Raw genomic sequence first — 19,507 nt, forward strand, 5'->3', positions numbered from 1 at the left:
AGGTAGGAAATAACCATTTCCGTACTCTTTAATAAGTTTATGGATTAATTTTTTTTCATTGGCAGCAAGCTTTACATCTTTAATAAAGCACCATCTTCTTTCATAAATTTTGAAAGCTTCGTCTTCTGGAATTGTCTTTCCTTGATAGTCCCACAAAATTTTATTTAATGCAGGATATCTATTTACTTGGATATTTTGCATTCATTATCTCGTTAAAATAAAAATCACATTTAAATAAATTGACGGCAACCATTTAATAGATATACAGGTTCTAATAATTCCCTGTGTTTAAAAGTATATAACTGAATATATATGAACACAACTTAATTATGTTAGAATTACAGAATTAAAATAACACTTGAAGATAAAGAAATGAGAGCATTTGCAAAAAACAGCAATAAATATTTAAGCCGTCGCGCTGCTTCAAAACATAAAGCACGTTTATCAGCAAAATAATAAGCCTTTATCGGGATTTTTAAATTCAACCCCATATAAGATACTACAATTATAGCTATCTTCATAATAAGGATAAGCTGCCTCCATTTTTTTATGGAAGCGAACTGTTGTAATTATTTCAGCATTATCTTCTATTAGTTGCTATTCGTTAAATATATTTTTAGTGCGTACCAATTCATCAGATTTCACATTAATTAAACCAAAGATATATAACTATGGTTAGTACGTATCTATTAAGTACGCTCTTGGCGTGCGCTAACTTGTTAACTGGCTTGTATGATGAAATTGGTATCCACTTATTAGGTGCTTTTTGCTGGATACTTGCTTGGATACCTTTTTATAAGTACTAGTGATTATCTATTAAATTATGGTGCTACTAACTCAATACGCATTGGTTGGGATTTGGCTGTAATGCCACTACCCATAGATTGATGATCTAATATCTGTTTTTCAGAATAACCATGATTAGCAAGCATCAATTTGGCAATACTCGCGTTAAATTCGCCTTTTAAGCCTTTATTAATTAATTCCACTTCTTGGCGTGCCTTGATAAGTTCTAACATGTCCTTAAATTCTTCGCTTGAACTTGCATAATTATATAAACTTGACCTTGAACAGTTAGCATATAAAGCCAGTCCAGCCACAGAGGGGGATCACTTCGCCATTATTGATATAACCCTGCTTATGCAAATACTCTTGCCCTAGCTCTAACATGTCCTTTAATTTTGATTTTCTCCTTGCCTATTGCCACCGAACTTACTAATAATAAGGTTATTATAATCCAATAAGGCAAATTATTAGATTGCTTTTTAACGTGTCCAAAATTAGCCTAGCCAATAGGAAGGGGTAGCAAATTTCTATGATTCTACATCGCTAAAACCGCTCACCCTACTTTTTATGCAAAACCGCGAATTGAAATAATTTTTTTGACTGCTATTACTAAATGGGTAACCATGAATAGCTCGAGCCAATGTAATAAACCTGCTGGCTTTTTAGCTGATTGCAAATTTAATACCTGCATGGTGGAAATCACCATAAAGCATTTAGGCTTTTAATTCCGCTCTGGATCAACCTAAAAATCACCATAAATTAACGCCATGATTAATAATGATTTTATTTTCATAGATAAATGGGTTTATATAAATATATTTATATTTCAATTGGTTAATTACAGGATCAGGATTGTTTTAATAATGTATATAGTAGTGAACACTTTATATTAAAAGTTTTAAATTATGGGGTTAGATATAAAAACAGCCTAATGACTAATATAAGTAAAGGGTGACATTTGAAAAAGCCCCTCAATTTTGAGGGGGGTATTATTGAAGTAACTCAAATTTGAGTGACGGTTTTATCGTAACCCAAATATGGGGCACGGTATGAATAGCGCGATATGGTTAATGATTTACTAACTTTAAATTACGAGTACCAGATAATGAGACATTTCCTTGGCTTGCTTGCTCGACAAAGTCACCCCACCAATCAAGCATGATTCTTTTTTGACGCTCATACTCAGCTTTGTTATAGGCTCGCCTTACTGCGTTTTTATCCACATGAGATAATGCGCTTTCAATTACATCTTTGAATTTAAGCCATCTTTCAGCCATGGCATAAAAGGTATTGCTGCAAGCTTCTTGTTTGCGTTGTTCTTGTTCCGCTTTGTAATGTTGTGGATCTACACCTTGTTTAATTAATTCGCGTGCTTCGTCTCGTTGTTTTCGTGCCTGTTGTAGCGAAACTTCAGGATAACTTCCGAAGCTTACAGTAGTCCTATTATTAGTTATAGGGCGATAATATCTGAATTGCCATATTTTTGCCCCTGTTGACTTAATAAGTAAAAGCAAACCATTTCCATCATAAATAGGATAATCCTTACTTTGTGGCTTGGCATTCTTTATTTGCGTATCAGTCATTGGGGTTACTTTTTAGGTATACTTTTCTCTTATGGGACTATGAAATTATTTTAATATGTTTGCATAGTCCTTAATATAGTCCTAAAAATTTTGGTTGTAAATGTACCTTACTGATACTTAATGGGCAATAAAATAACCTCAAAGGCTTATTATTACTGGGTTTGATGTGCTTTGTAGGGTTTAAAAGAATGTTACTGTTTATTGATTTGGTGCCGTGGGCGGGACTTGAACCCGCATGCTCTTAGAGCACTACCCCCTCAAGATAGCGTGTCTACCAATTTCACCACCACGGCGCCGTTTTTATTCAGGAATATCCGATGTTGAATTCTGTTGTGTTGGTTGAGCAACTGGAGCGGTTATTTGTTCCGTTTTGCTTTCGTTTTGTTGCGTTGTTGTTGGTATAGTATCTTCAAGGCTATCAAACTCGCCAGTTTTAGTTACGTGCGGTTTGCTACCCAAATTCGATAGTAAAATGCTTATGATAAAAAACAAAATACCTAACAAAGTTGTAGCGCGAGTTAAAAAATTTCCACTACCAGAAGAACCAAACAAAGTTGCTGACGCACCCGAGCCAAAAGAAGAACCCATATCAGCCCCTTTGCCTCGTTGAATCAAAACTAAAGCGATAATCGCTAAAGCGATAATCAAATAACTCACAATCAAAAATTCGTACATTTCAACCTGTCAATTTTATATGTTCTACAACAGAATCTATTGGTGCGAAATATTAGCGAAAGACAAGCCAACAAGCAAGTAAAATTTCAAGAATTGTTGGCTTGTTGTATAAAATGTCCTTTTTAATTAATAAAAAGTTACTAATTTTTAAACTAAATCGATATTACCGTTATTACAACCAAAACTATTTTTCAACTTGAATTGGCGTCATTATGCCTTGCATACAGCATGTAATAACTGTTCTTTTCCCCCATACTTGAATTTGTCCTATCCAAGCATCAATTGCATATTTGTTAAAATATTCTGGATATTGTTCTGTCAGTGGAAATTCATCAGATGAAAAAAACAGTAATAATAGTACTAAGTAAGCACAACCATGCCAGATTTATCTACAATCACACTATTTACAGGGTTAGCATTAATAGAAAAATATGCAATATTAGCCAGCTTGCTCTAATAGTGAGAGTATAATAATCAATTGTGCGTTCTTGTCTAAAAAGCAGTATAATGTCGCCATTTTTATTATGGTAAGCTCTATTTATGAAATTTATTGTTAAACTTTTTCCTGAAATAACCATCAAAAGTGATTCTGTTCGTTTACGTTTTATTAAAATACTCACCAGCAATATTCGTAATATTTTAAAACATCATATTGAAGATGTTGCCGTGATTCGTCATTGGGATTTTATTGAAGTTCGCCCAAAAATTGAAAATAGTGAAGCCAAGATACTCGAATTATTAACAAGGATCCCCGGTATTCATCATATTTTAGCCGTTGATGAAATCACTTTCGTTGATATGCATGATATTTTTGAAAAGGCAGTGGTTTATTATGCGCCATTAATTGAAGATAAAACATTTTGTGTACGTGTAAAACGTCGTGGCAAGCATGAATTTTCTTCAATTGATGTTGAACGTTATGTTGGTGGTGGGCTCAATCAATATGTTTCTTCGGCTAAGGTTAAATTAAATCATCCAGAAATTACGGTTAACCTTGAAATTGATAACGACAAATTACTACTTGTTAAAGGTCGACATGCTGGCATTGGTGGTTTTCCAACGGGTACACAAGAAGATGTCATTTCACTTATATCGGGTGGTTTTGATTCAGGCGTGTCAAGTTATATGTTAATGCGACGTGGAAGCCGTGTACATTATTGTTTCTTTAATCTTGGTGGAAAAACTCACGAGATTGGTGTTAAACAAATGGCTCATTATCTTTGGGAACGTTATGGTAGTTCGCATAAAGTGCGTTTTATTGCGATTAATTTTTCTGATGTGGTTGGTGAAATTCTTGAGAAGATCGATGATGGACAAATGGGCGTTGTTTTAAAACGGATGATGGTTCGTGCTGCATCAAAAATTGCACAGCGTTATAAAGTAGAAGCACTTGTTACTGGAGAGGCATTAGGGCAAGTATCGAGCCAAACGCTGACCAATTTACGATTAATTGATAATGTTAGTGACACACTAATCTTACGACCTCTAATCACACATGATAAAGAAACAATTATCAATCTTGCGCGCCAAATTGGTACTGAGGATATAGCTAAAACCATGCCAGAATTTTGTGGTGTGATTTCTAAAAGCCCAACAGTTAAAGCGGTAAAAGAAAAAATTGAAGCGGAAGAGCTGAATTTTGATTTCACGATTTTGGATAAAGCTGTTGCTGAAGCTGAAAATATTGATATTCGTGAGATAGCTAAACAAGCTGACACCAAGATTACTCATGTTGAAACAATCACAACACTTAATGCTGATCACGTGGTCATTGACATTCGTTCGCCAGACGAGCAAGAGGATAATCCACTGGTATTGAATGACGTTGAAATCAAACTTATTCCATTTTATAAATTAGCAACACAATTTGGCAATTTGGATCAGTCAAAACAATATTTACTATATTGCGATCGTGGTGTTATGAGCAAGTTACAAGCGCTTTATTTAATTGATCAAGGATTTAATAACGTAAAAATATTTACTTTATAAAACTTAACAATACGTTACTATATTATTTGTATTTTTTACCTATATAATGGATTTTGTGCATAAATTATGCTTGTTATTTAAAATAAATATCAAAAAATAAATGCTATAAAGAGGAGTGTAATGAATAGCAAATTACTTATAGTTGATGATGATGTTGAGATTGCTTTATTATTACGTGAATTGCTCGAATTAGAAGGGTATCAAATTGAAATCGCTAATACGGGCATTGAAGCTTTAGAAAAATTTGATGATACTATCGATCTTGTTTTACTTGATATTATGATGCCTGAAATGAACGGGTTTAATGTATTATCTCAACTCAGAGCTAAATTTACCGTTCCGATTATTTTTTTAACAGCCAAAGATAGTGAACATGATAAAGTTAATGGGCTTGAGCTTGGAGCTGATGATTACATTCTAAAACCATTCAATGACAGAGAACTTATAGCTCGGATTAATGCGCAGTTACGAAGAGCGCGTTGGGATAATATCTCAAATGATGATTCTGATAAGCCAATTCAATATATTATTGATAAACTTAACGTAAATCGAAAACAACAAGCTGTTTTTTTTGATAATAAGTACATTGAATTAACTGGGACAGAGTTTCAAGTATTGCTAAAATTTATTGAGCAAGGGGGCAAAATAATTTCACGAGACATGCTAACTGCATCGGTTTTAGGGAAAAAGTTTGTCCCACTAGCTCGCTCAATTGATGTTCATGTGTCTAATTTGCGCAAAAAGCTTCCGCCAAGAAGTGATGGTTTACCTTGGATTAAAACATTACGTTCTAAAGGCTACTTATTTGTCATTGACCCACATGATGATTTATTACAAGACTAGAATAATATGATAATAAAGGCCAGATAACATGTGGTTTTTTGACAGGCTAGCTATCAAAATTTTCACTATATTTTTATTAACGATAGCTTCTTTCTTAATGTTAATTATGGTGTTACCCAATCTCGATTCGCGAAATTTAACGTATTTAGCAAATAAAGATAAAGAAATCGGTAATAAACTTGCTCGGCAAATTGAAAATGATCTTGCCAATGTACCCAAAGATAGTTTTCGCTGGTGGATGCGCTTTATTGTGGTAATGAATACGCACCAAAAACCAGCTCAATCTTTATTTATAGTTACTCCCAATGAGCAAATTATAACAGCTGAAACTAAAAATATTGATTTGATAAAAAACTTTAGTCAAAAATCTCATAATGTTGATGATCCAGCAAAGCAGATTTATGATACCCAAGAAATTATCGGCCCTTTTTTAATTCATTATACAAATGCGCAATATCAATTATATATTTTACAACCCGCAACAGATAGCCAATCCCAATTTGTTAATTTTATTTTTGATCACCCTTTTTTATTACTAACGCTGACTATGCTTGCCAGTTCACCTTTTTTACTTTGGTTATCTTGGAGCATAGCAAAACCGGCAAGAAAGCTAAAACAAGCAGCAGATCAGGTTGCTAAAGGTAATTTGCAAGAGTGGCCAGATCTTGAAAAAATAGGATCGTCTGAATATAAAGCAACGGGCGCTAGTTTTAACCTTATGTTAAGAGAGCTAAAACGAATGCAAACGTTGCAACAACGTCTGTTTTCGGATATCTCTCACGAATTACGCACACCACTAACACGCTTACAACTTGCTACCTCCTTATTACGTCGAAAACAAGGCGAAAGCAGTGAAGTTATACGTATCAATAATGAAGCAATAAAGCTAGATGCTATGATTGGTGACTTACTATTATTGGCAAGGCAGCAATATGACAATAATGAAATTCGTGAATTTAATCAAATTGATCTTCTATTTAAACCCGTGTTGGATAATGCGGCGTTTGAAGCAGAACAAATAGGAAAAAATTTTTCAGTGGTTAATCAACCAACTAACCACACTATTTTATGTTATCCCGTAGCGTTATGCAGTGCACTTGAAAATGTTATACGAAACGCATTTCGCTATTCAAACAAACAAATTATTATCAATTTTGAAGTAAAAAAACAAAAGGTAACAATTACCATAGATGATGATGGCATAGGTGTAGCTGAAAGTGAATTAGCGCAAATATTTAGGCCATTTTATCGCACAAGCGAAGCGCGTGATCGACAATCTGGTGGAACAGGACTCGGGCTCGCAATAGTCGCTAATGCAATCATACGCGATCACGGCACGGTTACCGCAGAAAAAAGCCACCTTGGTGGACTTCGAATTGTGATAATATTACCCATTCATAAATATAAATAATAAAAGAGAACTATTGTGTCAAATACTGCATTAAACATCGTTTTATTTGAACCGGAAATTCCTGCCAATACAGGCAACATTATTCGCCTTTGCGCTAACACTGGCTTTAACTTACATATTATTGAACCCATGGGCTTTTATTGGGATGACAAAAAGCTAAAACGAGCAGGGCTTGATTATCAAGAATTTGTCGATGTAAAACGTTACAAAAATTTGGACCATTTTGTAGATACCAATCAAATAGACTGGTTAACACAAGTGTATGCTTTAACCACAAAAGGACAAAAACCGCATAGTGAAGTTAATTATCAACAAAATGACTTTTTAATGTTTGGCCCAGAAACCCGCGGTTTACCTAACACAATATTAGATGCACTGCCTCAGGATAAAAAAATACGTATTCCTATGTTAGCCACAAGCCGTAGTATGAACTTATCTAACTCGGTAGCTGTTGTCGTTTACGAATCATGGCGCCAGCTAGGTTACATGGGAGCAAAATAGATTATTGTTTTAGAAAGAATAAACTGACAAACGGCTTACGCATCATTACCATAATTGCATAGCTACCTAAAACGCTTACAAAATTTTAGGCTAAGAAGCCAAGCCAAAAAACGTAATACTTTATAACTATATGATTTCACGCAAAATAAAAACTTGAATAAAATCAATGGCTTTTCTGAAGTGTTTTTTTAATAAAAAGGCTTTCTTTTTAATCCGCTAACTGAATAATCGCACAGTGTTATTTGGTGGCAGAATATACCACCGATAGAGTCAGATTAGCCTGCCAAACAAAGATAGCTAGTGAGATACTGTTTTATCGGCAATAAATCAGCGCAGTTGCGTAAGTCAATAAAAAGCTTAAAAAATTTTAGGCTTAGAAGTCAAGCCAAAAAGTGTAATACTTTATACGTAATACTTTGTAACTATATGATTTTACACAAAATAAAAACTTAAATAAAATCAATGGCTTTTCTGAAGTATTTTTTAATAAAAAGGCTTTATTTTTAATCCGCTAACTGAATAATCGCACAGTGCTATTCGGTGGCAGAATATGCCACCGATAGAGCCAAATTAGCCCGCCAAACAAAGATAGCTAGTGAGATACTGTTTTATCGGCAATAAATCAGCGCAGTTGCGTAAGTCAATAAAAAGCTTAAAAATTTTAGGCTTAGAAGTCAAGCCAAAAAGTGTAATACTTTATACGTAATACTTTGTAACTATATGATTTTACACAAAATAAAAACTTCAATAAAATCAATGGTTTTTCTGAAGTATTTTTTTAATAAAAAGGCTTCCTTTTTAATCCGCTAACTGAATAATAGCACAGTGTTATCCGGTGGCAGAAGATACCACCGACGGAGTCAGATTAGCCCACCAAACAAAGATGTTTAGTGAGATACTGTTTTATCGGCAATAAATCAGCGTGATTGCGTAAAACCGAGTGACAAAAGAGGAACGAATTTTTCTGGAAAACTTTGAATACCACAACATTTAAATATCAAAACATTGCCAAGATAGCCTCAAAAGGCGCTATTCTATGATAAGAGTAACAAAAAAGCACATTAACTTTTGTTTAAAAAATTAACCAGACTTTCTTGTTGAAATTTCTCTAATAAATTGAATTAGATACCATACTGAGTAGCAAGCAAAGTAAGCCTGCATCATACACAAATTCACGTTACTAAAGTGGTTTATTAAAGATAATAGTATATCTTTTTTATAAAATAGAGCTTACTCTTTTTTTACTATAGTCAATATCTTTAATAAACAACGTTTTTTGAGCTTTAAATTATTTTTAATAAAAAAAAACGTGATCTGCGTCAAATTTTGAGTATACTATGCCTCTCATAAAACCCTAGTTTTTTTAAGGATGTTAGTTTGAGCACAGATAAACTTGTTGATTCATATTCTCCCGCACAAATGACCCAAATTGCCGAAGACATTGGCCATTACAAAGTAAACAAACACCCAGCTAGCACGATTTTATCTGCAATTCTTGCAGGTGTTTTTATCTCAATTGCTTTCGTATTTTACATTACCGTAACCACAGGCACTGCAACGGTTGCGTTTGGCTTAGCAAAATTGGTGGGGGGCATTTGTTTCTCATTAGGTCTTATGCTGGTTGTTTGCTGTGGCTCAGACTTATTTACTTCAACAGTATTAACGATTTTGCCTAAAATGACGCACAAAGTGAGCTGGATAAAAATGCTCCGTAATTGGATTTTAGTCTATATCGGTAACTTTATTGGTGCTATACTGTTTGTCACAGTAATTTGGTTTTCTGGCCAGTATATGGTTGCTAATGGCTTATGGGGACTAAATGTTCTTCAAACGGCAGATCACAAGTTACATCATACCTTTATTGAAGCCATATGCCTTGGTTTTTTAGCTAATCTAATGGTTTGTTTGGCTGCATGGCTAAGTTATGCTGGTCGTAGTTTACTTGATAAGATGTTAATCATGGTCCTTCCTGTTGCAATGTTTGTTGCCAGTGGTTTTGAGCATAGCATTGCTAATATGTTTATGATCCCAATGGGCATTGTGATTAATAACTTTGCGTCACCCGAATTTTGGCAAGCAATTGGCGTGTCTCCTGATGCATTTAAAGAACTAACGGTAACGCATTTTGTTTTAAATAATTTAATTCCTGTAACAATTGGGAATATTTTAGGTGGTTTAGCGGTTGCACTACCTTATTGGGCTTTATATTTACGTAAGCCACATTGATTTTATGATATTTATCCTCATATAAAAAAGGATGAATAGATATTTTTGTAAACCTGAGGTGAAAAACTATGAGTAATTTAAACGAAGTACAAGCTGTTGCTTGGAAAGGATTTAAAGATGGTGATTGGCAAAATAATGTTAATGTCCGCGATTTTATTCAAAAGAACTACACGCCATACGAGGGTGATGAGTCTTTCTTAGCTGGCGCGACAGAAGCTACAACTAAGTTATGGGCTAAAGTAATGGAAGGCATCAAAGTTGAAAATGCTACCCATGCCCCTGTGGATTTTGATACCAGTGTTATTTCGACAATTACTGCTCATGACGCAGGTTATATTGAAAAAGATTTAGAAAAAATTGTTGGCTTACAAACTGAAAAACCACTAAAACGTGCGATTATCCCGTTTGGTGGTATCAAAATGATCGAGAATTCTTGTAAAGCTTATAACAGAACGCTAGATCCATTAGTCAAAAAAATCTTCACTGAATACCGCAAAACCCACAACCAAGGTGTTTTCGATATCTATACGCCAGATATCCTTCGTTGTCGTAAATCAGGTGTTATCACTGGTCTTCCTGATGCTTATGGTCGTGGTCGTATCATTGGGGATTACCGTCGTGTAGCACTTTACGGTATCGACTACTTAATGAAAGACAAATTTGCACAATTCAATTCACTACAAGCTGATTTTGAAAATGGTGTTGATTTAGCCATGACAATGCAACGTCGTGAAGAAATCGCAGAACAACATCGTGCACTTGGTCAAATCAAAGAAATGGCGGCTAAATATGGTTTCGATATTTCTGAACCTGCTAAAACAGCACAAGAAGCTGTTCAATGGACTTATTTTGGTTATTTAGCTGCGGTTAAATCACAAAATGGTGCGGCAATGTCATTAGGTCGTACATCGACTTTCTTTGATATTTACTTCCAACGTGATCTTGCTGCTGGATTAATTACTGAAAAAGATGCGCAAGAAATTGTTGACCATTTTGTAATGAAATTACGTATGGTTCGTTTCTTACGTACGCCTGAATATGATGAATTATTCTCAGGTGACCCAATTTGGGCAACCGAATCTATCGCAGGTATGGGTGTTGATGGACGTACTTTAGTAACTAAGACTTCTTTCCGTTTCTTAAATACTTTATACACAATGGGTCCATCGCCTGAACCTAACATGACAATCCTTTGGTCTGAACAATTACCAAGTGGATTCAAAGAATTTGCATCAAAAGTATCAATTGACACATCATCATTACAATATGAAAACGATGACTTGATGCGTCCTGACTTTAATAACGATGACTACGCGATTGCATGTTGTGTAAGCCCAATGATCGTTGGTAAACAAATGCAATTCTTTGGTGCGCGTGCAAACCTTGCTAAAACACTTCTATACGCAATCAACGGCGGTGTGGATGAAAAATTAAAAATGCAAGTCGGTCCTAAAGAAGATCCAATTATGGATGAATATTTAGATTTCGATACAGTATTTGCTCGTTTAGACCACTTCATGGATTGGTTAGCAAAACAATACGTAACAGCATTAAATGCAATTCACTACATGCACGATAAATACAGCTACGAAGCATCTTTAATGGCATTACATGATCGTGATGTTATTCGTACTATGGCATGTGGTATTGCGGGTCTTTCTGTTGCTGCTGACTCACTTTCTGCGATTAAATACGCTAAAGTAAAAACAGTTCGTGATGAAGATGGTTTAGCGACTGACTTCGAAATTGAAGGTGAATACCCACAATTTGGTAACAATGACCCACGAGTTGATGACATTGCTGTTGATTTAGTTGAACGTTTCATGAAGAAAATTCAAAAACTTAAAACTTATCGTAATGCAATTCCAACACAATCTGTACTTACAATTACATCAAACGTTGTATATGGTAAGAAAACAGGTAACACACCAGATGGACGTCGTGCAGGAGCACCGTTTGGACCAGGTGCTAACCCAATGCACGGACGTGACCAAAAAGGTGCTGTGGCTTCATTAACTTCTGTTGCTAAACTACCATTTGCTTACGCTAAAGACGGTATTTCTTATACTTTCTCTATCGTTCCAAATGCATTAGGTAAAGATGATGATGTACGTAAACGCAACCTTGCTGGCTTAATGGATGGTTACTTCCACCATGAAGCAACAATTGAAGGTGGACAACATCTAAATGTTAACGTATTAAACCGTGAAACACTATTAGATGCGATGGAAAACCCTGAAAAATATCCACAATTAACAATTCGTGTTTCTGGGTATGCAGTACGTTTCAACTCATTAACTAAAGAACAACAAAAAGACGTAATTAGCCGTACATTTACGCAATCTATGTAGTTTAGTCATTGATTAACTTAATTAAAATAGCGCCCTTAAGGCGCTATTTTTTTATCAACGCTAAAATACTATTTGTATCACTGTAATTAAATATGAATACGATGATAATAATTAAATATTATGGGTCATTATTCGATATAATTAAACGGAAATATAATTCGTATTGATTAATACAATGGGTGTAATTTGGTCATTATCAGGGTTAAAATGATTAAAAAAGCAATATGAGCAATGATTAGAGATTATCTATGGAACAACAAAACATAATTATGACAACAAAGTCGCCTATTATAGGTCGTATTCACTCTTTCGAATCTTTCGGTACTGTAGATGGTCCTGGGATTCGTTTTATTGTCTTTTTTCAGGGGTGCTTAATGCGCTGCTTGTATTGCCATAATCGCGATACGTGGGATTTAAAAGCAGGTCGAGAAGTTACCGTTGATGAGTTGATGAAAGAGATTGTTTCTTACAAAAGCTTCATTATGCCAAATGGTGGCGGTGTAACGGCCTCTGGTGGTGAAGCAACTTTACAAGCTGAATTTGTTACTCAATGGTTTAGAGCTTGCCATCAAGAGGGTATTAGTACCTGCTTAGATACTAATGGGTATGCTAGACAACTCGATCATATAATGGATGAACTTTTAGAAGTCACTGATTTAGTGATGCTCGATTTAAAACAGGTCAATGATGAAATTCATCAAAAACTAGTGGGTGTACCTAATAAACGTGTTCTAGAATTTGCTAAACATCTACAAAAAATTAACAAAAGAACTTGGATACGTTATGTGGTTGTACCGGGATGGACTGATGATGATGATTCCGCTCATTTACTCGGTAAATTCATTCAAGGAATGGATAATATTGAGCGCGTAGAATTATTAGCTTATCACAAATTGGGCGCTTATAAATGGGACACGCTTGGTGACGAATATAAGTTAGCTGGCGTTGAGGCACCGCCAAGAGAAACCATGGACAGGATCCAAGGTATTTTAGAATCTTATGGCCATTATGTCACTTTCAGTAAATAAAATAAAAGGCATATGAATGATCATATGCCTTCCATCTGCGGTTTTCACCATATTATTTTTCGCTTTATTGCTCGTAAAACAAAAAGGCAACCTTCTAAAGCAAGAACACAAACTGACGACCAAATAAGCCCATATGAAACAATGTGTTCAGACGAAATTGATTCATGTAAAAATAAGACAGAAACAATAGTAAGTAATACTGGCTCTACATAACCAAGTAAACCAAACAAACCCATTGGTAATAGTCGCCTTGCCATAAAATACATCGCAAATGCTAGTGCGGTTATTATTCCCAACATTGGAATATATAGATGGAAATGGATAAGATCATCAAGTATCTTGTTAACACGATGACTTATAAAAAAGTAGCCTAAGCAACCTAAGAAAATAAAAAAGAAGTCAGAAAATGTACCTGCAATACCTTCTATTTGCAACTTACGCCGAACCATGAAGTAAATAGGGTAACCTAATGCAATAACGGCAGTTTCCCATGAAAATGCTTGGGTCATATAGATTTCAATAATAACGCCTAATACCGCCAGTCCAACTGATATTTTTTGTAAAAAACTTAACTTTTCTTGGTAGATGAGCTGCCCAATAATTACCATGGTTAATGGTAATAAAAAATACCCTAGTGATGCCGATAACCCGTGCCCATTAAGGGGAGCCCAAATAAAAATCAACATTTGTATTGTTAGCAGTAATGAAGAGAATAACAGCCCAATAAGCAACGATGGTTGCTGCTTAATTCGTGCTAATAGCATTGCAATTTCAGACCACTGTTTTTCTATAGAAATAAGAACAATAATGGCAGGAAAAGAAGTTAACAATCGCCAACAGAAAACATCAATAACGGATAACGGTTGTAATAAAACAGGATAGTAATAAAGTAAACCAAAAAGGCATGACGCCAGTATCGAAAGTGTAATGCCTTTTATCATTTTTCCACCTTAATTAATAAAAAAATAGCGCTAATTATTAGCGCTATTGTTATGTGTAATGTCCAGTTTTATCCGATAAACTCAACGCCATTCATATAAGGAATTAAGACTGATGGGATTTTAATTGTTCCATCTGCCTGTTGGTAGTTTTCCATAATGGCAACCAGTGTGCGACCAACCGCTAATCCTGAACCATTTAAAGTATGAACTAAATAAGTTTTATTATCGGCCTTATTACGGTAACGAGCTTGCATGCGACGTGCTTGGAAATCCCACATATTAGAGCAAGAAGAGATCTCACGATAAGTATTTTGCGCTGGAACCCAAACTTCAAGATCGTAAGTTTTACATGAACCAAAGCCCATATCGCCAGTACATAACACAATTTTTCGATATGGTAATTCAAGTAATTGTAGAACTTTTTCCGCATGGGCAGTAAGTTCTTCTAATGCTTGCATAGATTCTTCAGGCTTAACAATTTGCACCAATTCGACTTTATCAAATTGATGCATACGAATTAATCCACGAGTATCTTTACCATAAGATCCTGCTTCAGAGCGGAAGCACGGCGTATGTGCTGTCATTTTTAATGGTAATACGCTTTCATCAAGAATTTCATCACGCACAAGATTGGTTACAGGCACTTCAGCAGTTGGAATTAATGCATAATTGCTGCTTTCTGTTTCTTCATCTAGCGGTTTAGTATGAAATAAATCACCCGCAAACTTCGGCAATTGTCCTGTGCCAAAAAGAGTTGTCTGATTTACCAAATACGGCACATAAATCTCGGCATAACCATGTTGTTCAGTGTGCAAATCTAACATAAATTGAGTTATAGCTCGATGTAAGCGTGCTATTTGTGATTTCATCACGACAAAACGTGCACCGGTTAGCTTTACTCCTGCTGCGAAATCTAGTCCACCAAAGCGCTCACCCAATGCAACATGATCTTGAATCGGAAAATCAAACGTTCTTGGAGTTCCAAAGCGAGAAACTTCTACATTGTCATTTTCATCTTTGCCATCAGGAACCGAGTCATCAGGAATATTAGGGATAGTCGAAGCTATATCTTTAATTTGGTTAAGTAAGATATCAAGCTCAGCTTTAGCGCTATTAAGTTTTTCACCAAGTTTATTCACTTCTTCACGTACAGCTGAGATATCCTCGCCTCGTGCTTTAGCTGCACCAATTGCTTTTGAGCGAGCATTACGCTCAGCTTGCAAATTCTCTGTTTCAACTTGTAATACTTTGCGTTTTTCTTCTAGTTGACGGATAGTATCAACATCTAATTTAAATCCACGGCGTGCTAATTTATTAGCAACAAGATCAAGTTCATTTCGGAGTAAATTCGGATCCAACATAAATAATGTCCATTATTATTAATTAAGTAATATTTTCACTTCATTATTATTCTAATATAGATAATAGAACATATAAATCAAAAAGTGGGTAATTACATATATTAAAATTTGTGAACTTAGTATACTAGAATTATATTGGTATTCAACCAAAATGGCGCACCCGAAGGGATTCGAACCCCTGACCGCTCGGTTCGAAGCCGAGTGCTCTATCCAGCTGAGCTACGGATGCGTGTAAACTCATGAAAAAGTGGTGCATCCGAAGGGATTCGAACCCCTGACCGCCCGGTTCGTAGCCGGGTACTCTATCCAGCTGAGCTACGGATGCATTTTGAATTTATTAAAATGGTGCATCCGAAGGGATTCGAACCCCTGACCGCCCGGTTCGTAGCCGGGTACTCTATCCAGCTGAGCTACGGATGCATATTTTAATTTTAAATGGCGGTGAGAGAGGGATTCGAACCCTCGATGCAGCTTTTGACCGCATACTCCCTTAGCAGGGGAGCGCCTTCAGCCTCTCGGCCATCTCACCGAAACATTATGATTTCGCTTTAGCAACAAAATCATAATGTGTGGCGCACATATTACGGTTTACAAAAAATAAGTCAAACATTTTTTTGTTTATGTGCGCTTAATTGTTTATTTCCTACCCAATATCACCCCATTGGCTTGGATAATTCATCATTTGTCTCTTTTGACTGATGAATCTTGTTATATATCTCTTCCCTATGAATTGAAACTTCTTTAGGGGCATTGATACCAATTCTGACTTGATTACCTTTAACACCTAAAATAGTAATGACTACATCATCACCAATAATTAGTGTTTCACCTACTCTCCTAGTTAAAATTAACATTCGATCTCCTAATATCAGTTAAGTATATATCTAAACAATTTTTAAGATATAGCTTCGCTAGCCTTCTATCAGTAAGATAAAATTTTGCAGAAAAAACTCTAATATTTAACTAATAAATAATCGAGCATATCTGGACTAACTTGCTTGTAATTTATTACTGATTTCCTTTTTTACAGAAGATAACGCTTCTGGTAACGCTGAAAGATCCATTCCACCTGCCTGAGCAAAATCAGGTCGCCCACCACCTTTACCACCTACTTTTAACGCTAATTGAGAAACTAATTCACCAGCTTTAACTACACCGATTAAATCATTGGTGACTCCAGCAGCTAAATTGATTTTGCCATCATTAACGGCCGCTAAAACAATTACGCCTGTTTTCAATTGATTTTTTAGATCGTCAATCATAGTGCGCAATAATTTTGCCTCGACATTATCAAGTTTAGCAATTAGCAAATTTGTACTATTGATTTTTTCGCATTGATTAAGCAATTGCGCACTATCTTGGCTCGCTTTTTGTGCTTTTAATTGCTCAATTGTTTTTTCAAGCTGTTTAGTTTGTTCAAACAGTTGCTCAATACGATTTAAAACAGCAGACTTATCGCTTTTAACTACTTGCCCAATCTGAGTTAATAAATTAGACTCATGATGGATAAGATCCATTGCGTTCTGCCCTGAAGTTGCCTCAATACGGCGCACACCAGATGCGATACTTGATTCGGATATTATTTTAAATAAACCAATATCACCCGTTCTATCTACATGAGTACCACCACAAAGCTCAATTGAAAAATCACCCATTGTAAGAACTCTAACAATATCTTCGTATTTTTCACCAAATAAAGCCATAGCGCCTTTATCTTTGGCTTTATCAATTGGCATTAGTTCAATCTCTACAGGTAAATTGTGGCGAATCTGTTGATTAACCAAATTCTCTATCTCAATAATTTGTTCAGGCGTAATAGCTTGATTATGCGAAAAGTCAAAACGCAGATAGCTATCATTAACTAAAGACCCTTTTTGATGAACATGATTACCTAAAACACGTTGCAACGCAGCTTGTAACAAATGTGTAGCTGAATGATTACGACGAATACGCTCACGTAATTCCACATCAATTGCAGCAGTAACATTATCGCCAACTTTTAAAGAACCTTTAATTATTTTACCTATATGACCAATACTTTTGCCGTATTTTTGACTATCTAAAACAGTAAATTCAACATTTGCTGCTGTTAATAACCCTTTATCGCCAATTTGACCGCCAGACTCGCCATAAAATGGTGTCTTATCTAAAATGACAATAGCATCATCGCCAGAATTAACACTTTCAACTTTTTGACCATCTTTAAATATCGCGATTACTTTTCCTGATGATTCTGCTTCTTGGTAGCCTAAAAACTCTGTTTTATCATCAAGTTTGATAACATTACTATAATCAACATTAAAAGCGCTTGATTCACGGGCTCGCTTACGTTGCTCTTCCATGCATAAATTAAAGCCAATTTCATCAACAGTAATATTTTTTTCACGACAAACATCAGCAGTTAAATCTAAAGGAAAACCGTAAGTATCGTAAAGTTTAAATGCAATATCTCCAGGTAAAATGTTACCCGTTATTTTAGTTAATTCTTGATCAAGTAAAAACAACCCTCGTTCTAGTGTCTTTAAAAATTGCTCTTCCTCAATTTTGAGTGCGTTTTCAACCAACTTCTGGTTTTGTCCTAATTCAATTGCAGCACTTCCCATTACTTCAATTAATGGTTTAACAAGTTTATAGAAGAAAATATCTTTGGCGCCTAACATATGCCCATGGCGTACAGCACGTCGAATAATACGGCGTAATACATAACCACGACCTTCATTAGATGGCAGTACACCATCAGAAATTAAAAATGCGCAAGATCGAATATGATCGGCAATGACTCGTAAAGATTTACTTTCCAAATCTTTAGTTTGAATAATTTCGGCCGCATCGTGAATTAATTTTTTAAATAAATCAATTTCATAATTAGAATTAACATGCTGAAGCACCGCGGCAATACGCTCAAGCCCCATACCTGTATCAACTGATGGCTTAGGCAATGATTCCATTGTACCGTCAGCGCGTCGGTTAAATTGCATAAAGACAATATTCCAAATTTCTATATATCGGTCACCATCTTCTTCAGCGCTACCAGGAGGGCCACCCCAAAGATGATCGCCATGATCATAGAAAATTTCAGTACAAGGACCACAAGGACCTGTATCGCCCATTTGCCAGAAGTTATCCGAAGCATATGGCGCGCCTTTATTATCGCCAATACGAATTATTCGTTCTTTAGGGATACCGATTTCTTTCTCCCAAATAGCATATGCTTCATCATCTGTTTCATAGACAGTAACCGTTAACCTATCTTTTGGTAGGTTAAACCATTCTTTACTGGTTAATAGCTCCCAAGCAAAATGTATTGCATCATGCTTAAAATAATCGCCAAAACTAAAGTTTCCTAGCATTTCAAAAAAAGTATGATGGCGAGCTGTATAACCAACATTGTCTAAATCATTATGTTTACCGCCAGCGCGGACACAACGTTGTGATGTTGTTGCTCTAGTATAAGAGCGTTTATCAATACCAAGAAAGACATCTTTAAATTGATTCATTCCAGCATTAGTAAATAATAGTGTTGGATCATTATGCGGGACAAGGGAACTACTTGTGACAACTTCATGTCCTTTGCCACGGAAAAAGTCAAGAAAACTTTGACGAATTTCTGCAGTGCTTTTCATTTATGCTTCCATATAAAACGATAGATTTTTAAACATAGTAATATACCCGCTACAACTAAAGTTGAAAAGTAAATATTCTCATATCGAAACGGATCTAACTAATATTACAAGTAAATAAGGGAAAACTAAAAAAGAATTTGCGAGCTTTATTTATAATTGCTTTTATTAAGCTATATACTTAGTATTGTA

At 35.4% G+C, this 19,507-nt stretch carries 15 protein-coding genes and 5 tRNA genes; 7 read left to right on the plus strand and 13 right to left on the minus strand.

Annotated features, from left to right (window positions below):
- From A9G45_RS03185 to secG, 5 genes are all read right to left on the minus strand, one after another.
- Window positions 1-201 (minus strand): hypothetical protein (locus A9G45_RS03185; RefSeq protein WP_065566198.1); only part of this gene is annotated, 201 nt, incomplete at its 3' end.
- Window positions 202-821: 620 nt separating this feature from the next.
- A complete protein-coding gene (locus A9G45_RS03190; protein ID WP_065566962.1) occupies window positions 822-1,100 on the minus strand; it encodes a terminase small subunit in 279 nt (92 codons plus the stop codon).
- A gap of 753 nt (window positions 1,101-1,853) precedes the next feature.
- Window positions 1,854-2,369 (minus strand): integrase arm-type DNA-binding domain-containing protein, encoded by a 516-nt coding sequence (locus A9G45_RS03195; protein WP_065567839.1) that lies wholly within the window; start codon window positions 2,367-2,369, stop codon window positions 1,854-1,856.
- A 207-nt stretch (window positions 2,370-2,576) separates the two neighbouring features.
- Window positions 2,577-2,662: transfer RNA gene (locus A9G45_RS03200), tRNA-Leu, on the minus strand.
- A 7-nt stretch (window positions 2,663-2,669) separates the two neighbouring features.
- Window positions 2,670-3,044: a preprotein translocase subunit SecG gene (gene secG, locus A9G45_RS03205; protein ID WP_065567840.1), complete on the minus strand. Its 375-nt coding sequence runs from the start codon at window positions 3,042-3,044 to the stop codon at window positions 2,670-2,672.
- A gap of 540 nt (window positions 3,045-3,584) precedes the next feature.
- On the opposite strand from secG, the gene thiI reads away from it, so the two are divergent.
- From thiI to pflA, 7 genes are all read left to right on the plus strand, one after another.
- On the plus strand, window positions 3,585-5,033 hold the full coding sequence (gene thiI, locus A9G45_RS03210; RefSeq protein WP_065567841.1) for a tRNA uracil 4-sulfurtransferase ThiI: 1,449 nt from the start codon (window positions 3,585-3,587) through the stop codon (window positions 5,031-5,033).
- Window positions 5,034-5,153: 120 nt separating this feature from the next.
- Window positions 5,154-5,876, plus strand: a complete 723-nt coding sequence (locus tag A9G45_RS03215; RefSeq protein ID WP_065567842.1) for a response regulator — start codon at window positions 5,154-5,156, stop codon at window positions 5,874-5,876.
- 28 nt (window positions 5,877-5,904) lie between these two features.
- Complete coding sequence (gene cpxA, locus A9G45_RS03220; protein ID WP_065567843.1) at window positions 5,905-7,287, plus strand: envelope stress sensor histidine kinase CpxA; 1,383 nt, start codon at window positions 5,905-5,907, stop codon at window positions 7,285-7,287.
- A gap of 15 nt (window positions 7,288-7,302) precedes the next feature.
- Window positions 7,303-7,788 carry a tRNA (uridine(34)/cytosine(34)/5-carboxymethylaminomethyluridine(34)-2'-O)-methyltransferase TrmL gene (gene trmL, locus A9G45_RS03225; RefSeq protein WP_065567844.1) on the plus strand — a complete coding sequence of 162 codons (486 nt, stop codon included), beginning with the start codon at window positions 7,303-7,305 and terminating at the stop codon, window positions 7,786-7,788.
- 1,377 nt (window positions 7,789-9,165) lie between these two features.
- Entirely contained in the window at window positions 9,166-10,014 is an 849-nt protein-coding gene (gene focA / locus A9G45_RS03230; RefSeq protein ID WP_081297801.1) for a formate transporter FocA, read from the plus strand.
- 68 nt (window positions 10,015-10,082) lie between these two features.
- Window positions 10,083-12,365, plus strand: coding sequence for a formate C-acetyltransferase (gene pflB / locus A9G45_RS03235; protein WP_065567775.1), 2,283 nt, complete (start codon window positions 10,083-10,085; stop codon window positions 12,363-12,365).
- Between the two features lie 248 nt (window positions 12,366-12,613).
- A complete protein-coding gene (pflA, locus tag A9G45_RS03240) occupies window positions 12,614-13,393 on the plus strand; it encodes a pyruvate formate lyase 1-activating protein (protein ID WP_218057015.1) in 780 nt (259 codons plus the stop codon).
- Between the two features lie 44 nt (window positions 13,394-13,437).
- Here the strand turns inward: pflA and rarD are convergent, their stop codons facing one another.
- The 8 genes from rarD to alaS all read right to left on the minus strand — a co-directional run bounded on the left by rarD (window position 13,438) and on the right by alaS (window position 19,318).
- Window positions 13,438-14,334 (minus strand): EamA family transporter RarD, encoded by an 897-nt coding sequence (gene rarD, locus A9G45_RS03245; protein ID WP_065567774.1) that lies wholly within the window; start codon window positions 14,332-14,334, stop codon window positions 13,438-13,440.
- Between the two features lie 68 nt (window positions 14,335-14,402).
- The gene (gene serS / locus A9G45_RS03250; RefSeq protein WP_065567773.1) at window positions 14,403-15,695 is read right to left on the minus strand and encodes a serine--tRNA ligase; all 1,293 of its coding nucleotides are present in this window, start codon (window positions 15,693-15,695) and stop codon (window positions 14,403-14,405) included.
- A 152-nt stretch (window positions 15,696-15,847) separates the two neighbouring features.
- Window positions 15,848-15,924, minus strand: a tRNA-Arg gene (locus A9G45_RS03255).
- A 19-nt stretch (window positions 15,925-15,943) separates the two neighbouring features.
- Window positions 15,944-16,020 (minus strand) — tRNA-Arg (locus A9G45_RS03260).
- 18 nt (window positions 16,021-16,038) lie between these two features.
- Window positions 16,039-16,115, minus strand: a tRNA-Arg gene (locus tag A9G45_RS03265).
- Between the two features lie 16 nt (window positions 16,116-16,131).
- Window positions 16,132-16,224 (minus strand) — tRNA-Ser (locus A9G45_RS03270).
- Window positions 16,225-16,348: 124 nt separating this feature from the next.
- Entirely contained in the window at window positions 16,349-16,549 is a 201-nt protein-coding gene (csrA, locus tag A9G45_RS03275; RefSeq protein WP_065567772.1) for a carbon storage regulator CsrA, read from the minus strand.
- 135 nt (window positions 16,550-16,684) lie between these two features.
- Window positions 16,685-19,318: an alanine--tRNA ligase gene (gene alaS / locus A9G45_RS03280; protein ID WP_065567771.1), complete on the minus strand. Its 2,634-nt coding sequence runs from the start codon at window positions 19,316-19,318 to the stop codon at window positions 16,685-16,687.
- Window positions 19,319-19,507 lie beyond the last annotated feature (189 nt).

Origin of the sequence: Gilliamella sp. HK2, from assembly GCF_001690265.1 — a bacterium.
Taxonomy (GTDB): domain Bacteria; phylum Pseudomonadota; class Gammaproteobacteria; order Enterobacterales; family Orbaceae; genus Gilliamella; species Gilliamella apicola_C.

What these genes read in the sequence shown, in the direction of transcription:
- A9G45_RS03195 (WP_065567839.1), bottom strand. Translation starts at nt 2,369, where the DNA reads ATGACTGATACGCAAATAAAGAATGCCAAGCCACAAAGTAAGGATTAT.
- secG (WP_065567840.1), bottom strand. Translation starts at nt 3,044, where the DNA reads ATGTACGAATTTTTGATTGTGAGTTATTTGATTATCGCTTTAGCGATT.
- thiI (WP_065567841.1), top strand. Translation starts at nt 3,585, where the DNA reads ATGAAATTTATTGTTAAACTTTTTCCTGAAATAACCATCAAAAGTGAT.
- A9G45_RS03215 (WP_065567842.1), top strand. Translation starts at nt 5,154, where the DNA reads ATGAATAGCAAATTACTTATAGTTGATGATGATGTTGAGATTGCTTTA.
- cpxA (WP_065567843.1), top strand. Translation starts at nt 5,905, where the DNA reads ATGTGGTTTTTTGACAGGCTAGCTATCAAAATTTTCACTATATTTTTA.
- pflB (WP_065567775.1), top strand. Translation starts at nt 10,083, where the DNA reads ATGAGTAATTTAAACGAAGTACAAGCTGTTGCTTGGAAAGGATTTAAA.
- pflA (WP_218057015.1), top strand. Translation starts at nt 12,614, where the DNA reads ATGGAACAACAAAACATAATTATGACAACAAAGTCGCCTATTATAGGT.
- rarD (WP_065567774.1), bottom strand. Translation starts at nt 14,334, where the DNA reads ATGATAAAAGGCATTACACTTTCGATACTGGCGTCATGCCTTTTTGGT.
- serS (WP_065567773.1), bottom strand. Translation starts at nt 15,695, where the DNA reads ATGTTGGATCCGAATTTACTCCGAAATGAACTTGATCTTGTTGCTAAT.
- csrA (WP_065567772.1), bottom strand. Translation starts at nt 16,549, where the DNA reads ATGTTAATTTTAACTAGGAGAGTAGGTGAAACACTAATTATTGGTGAT.
- alaS (WP_065567771.1), bottom strand. Translation starts at nt 19,318, where the DNA reads ATGAAAAGCACTGCAGAAATTCGTCAAAGTTTTCTTGACTTTTTCCGT.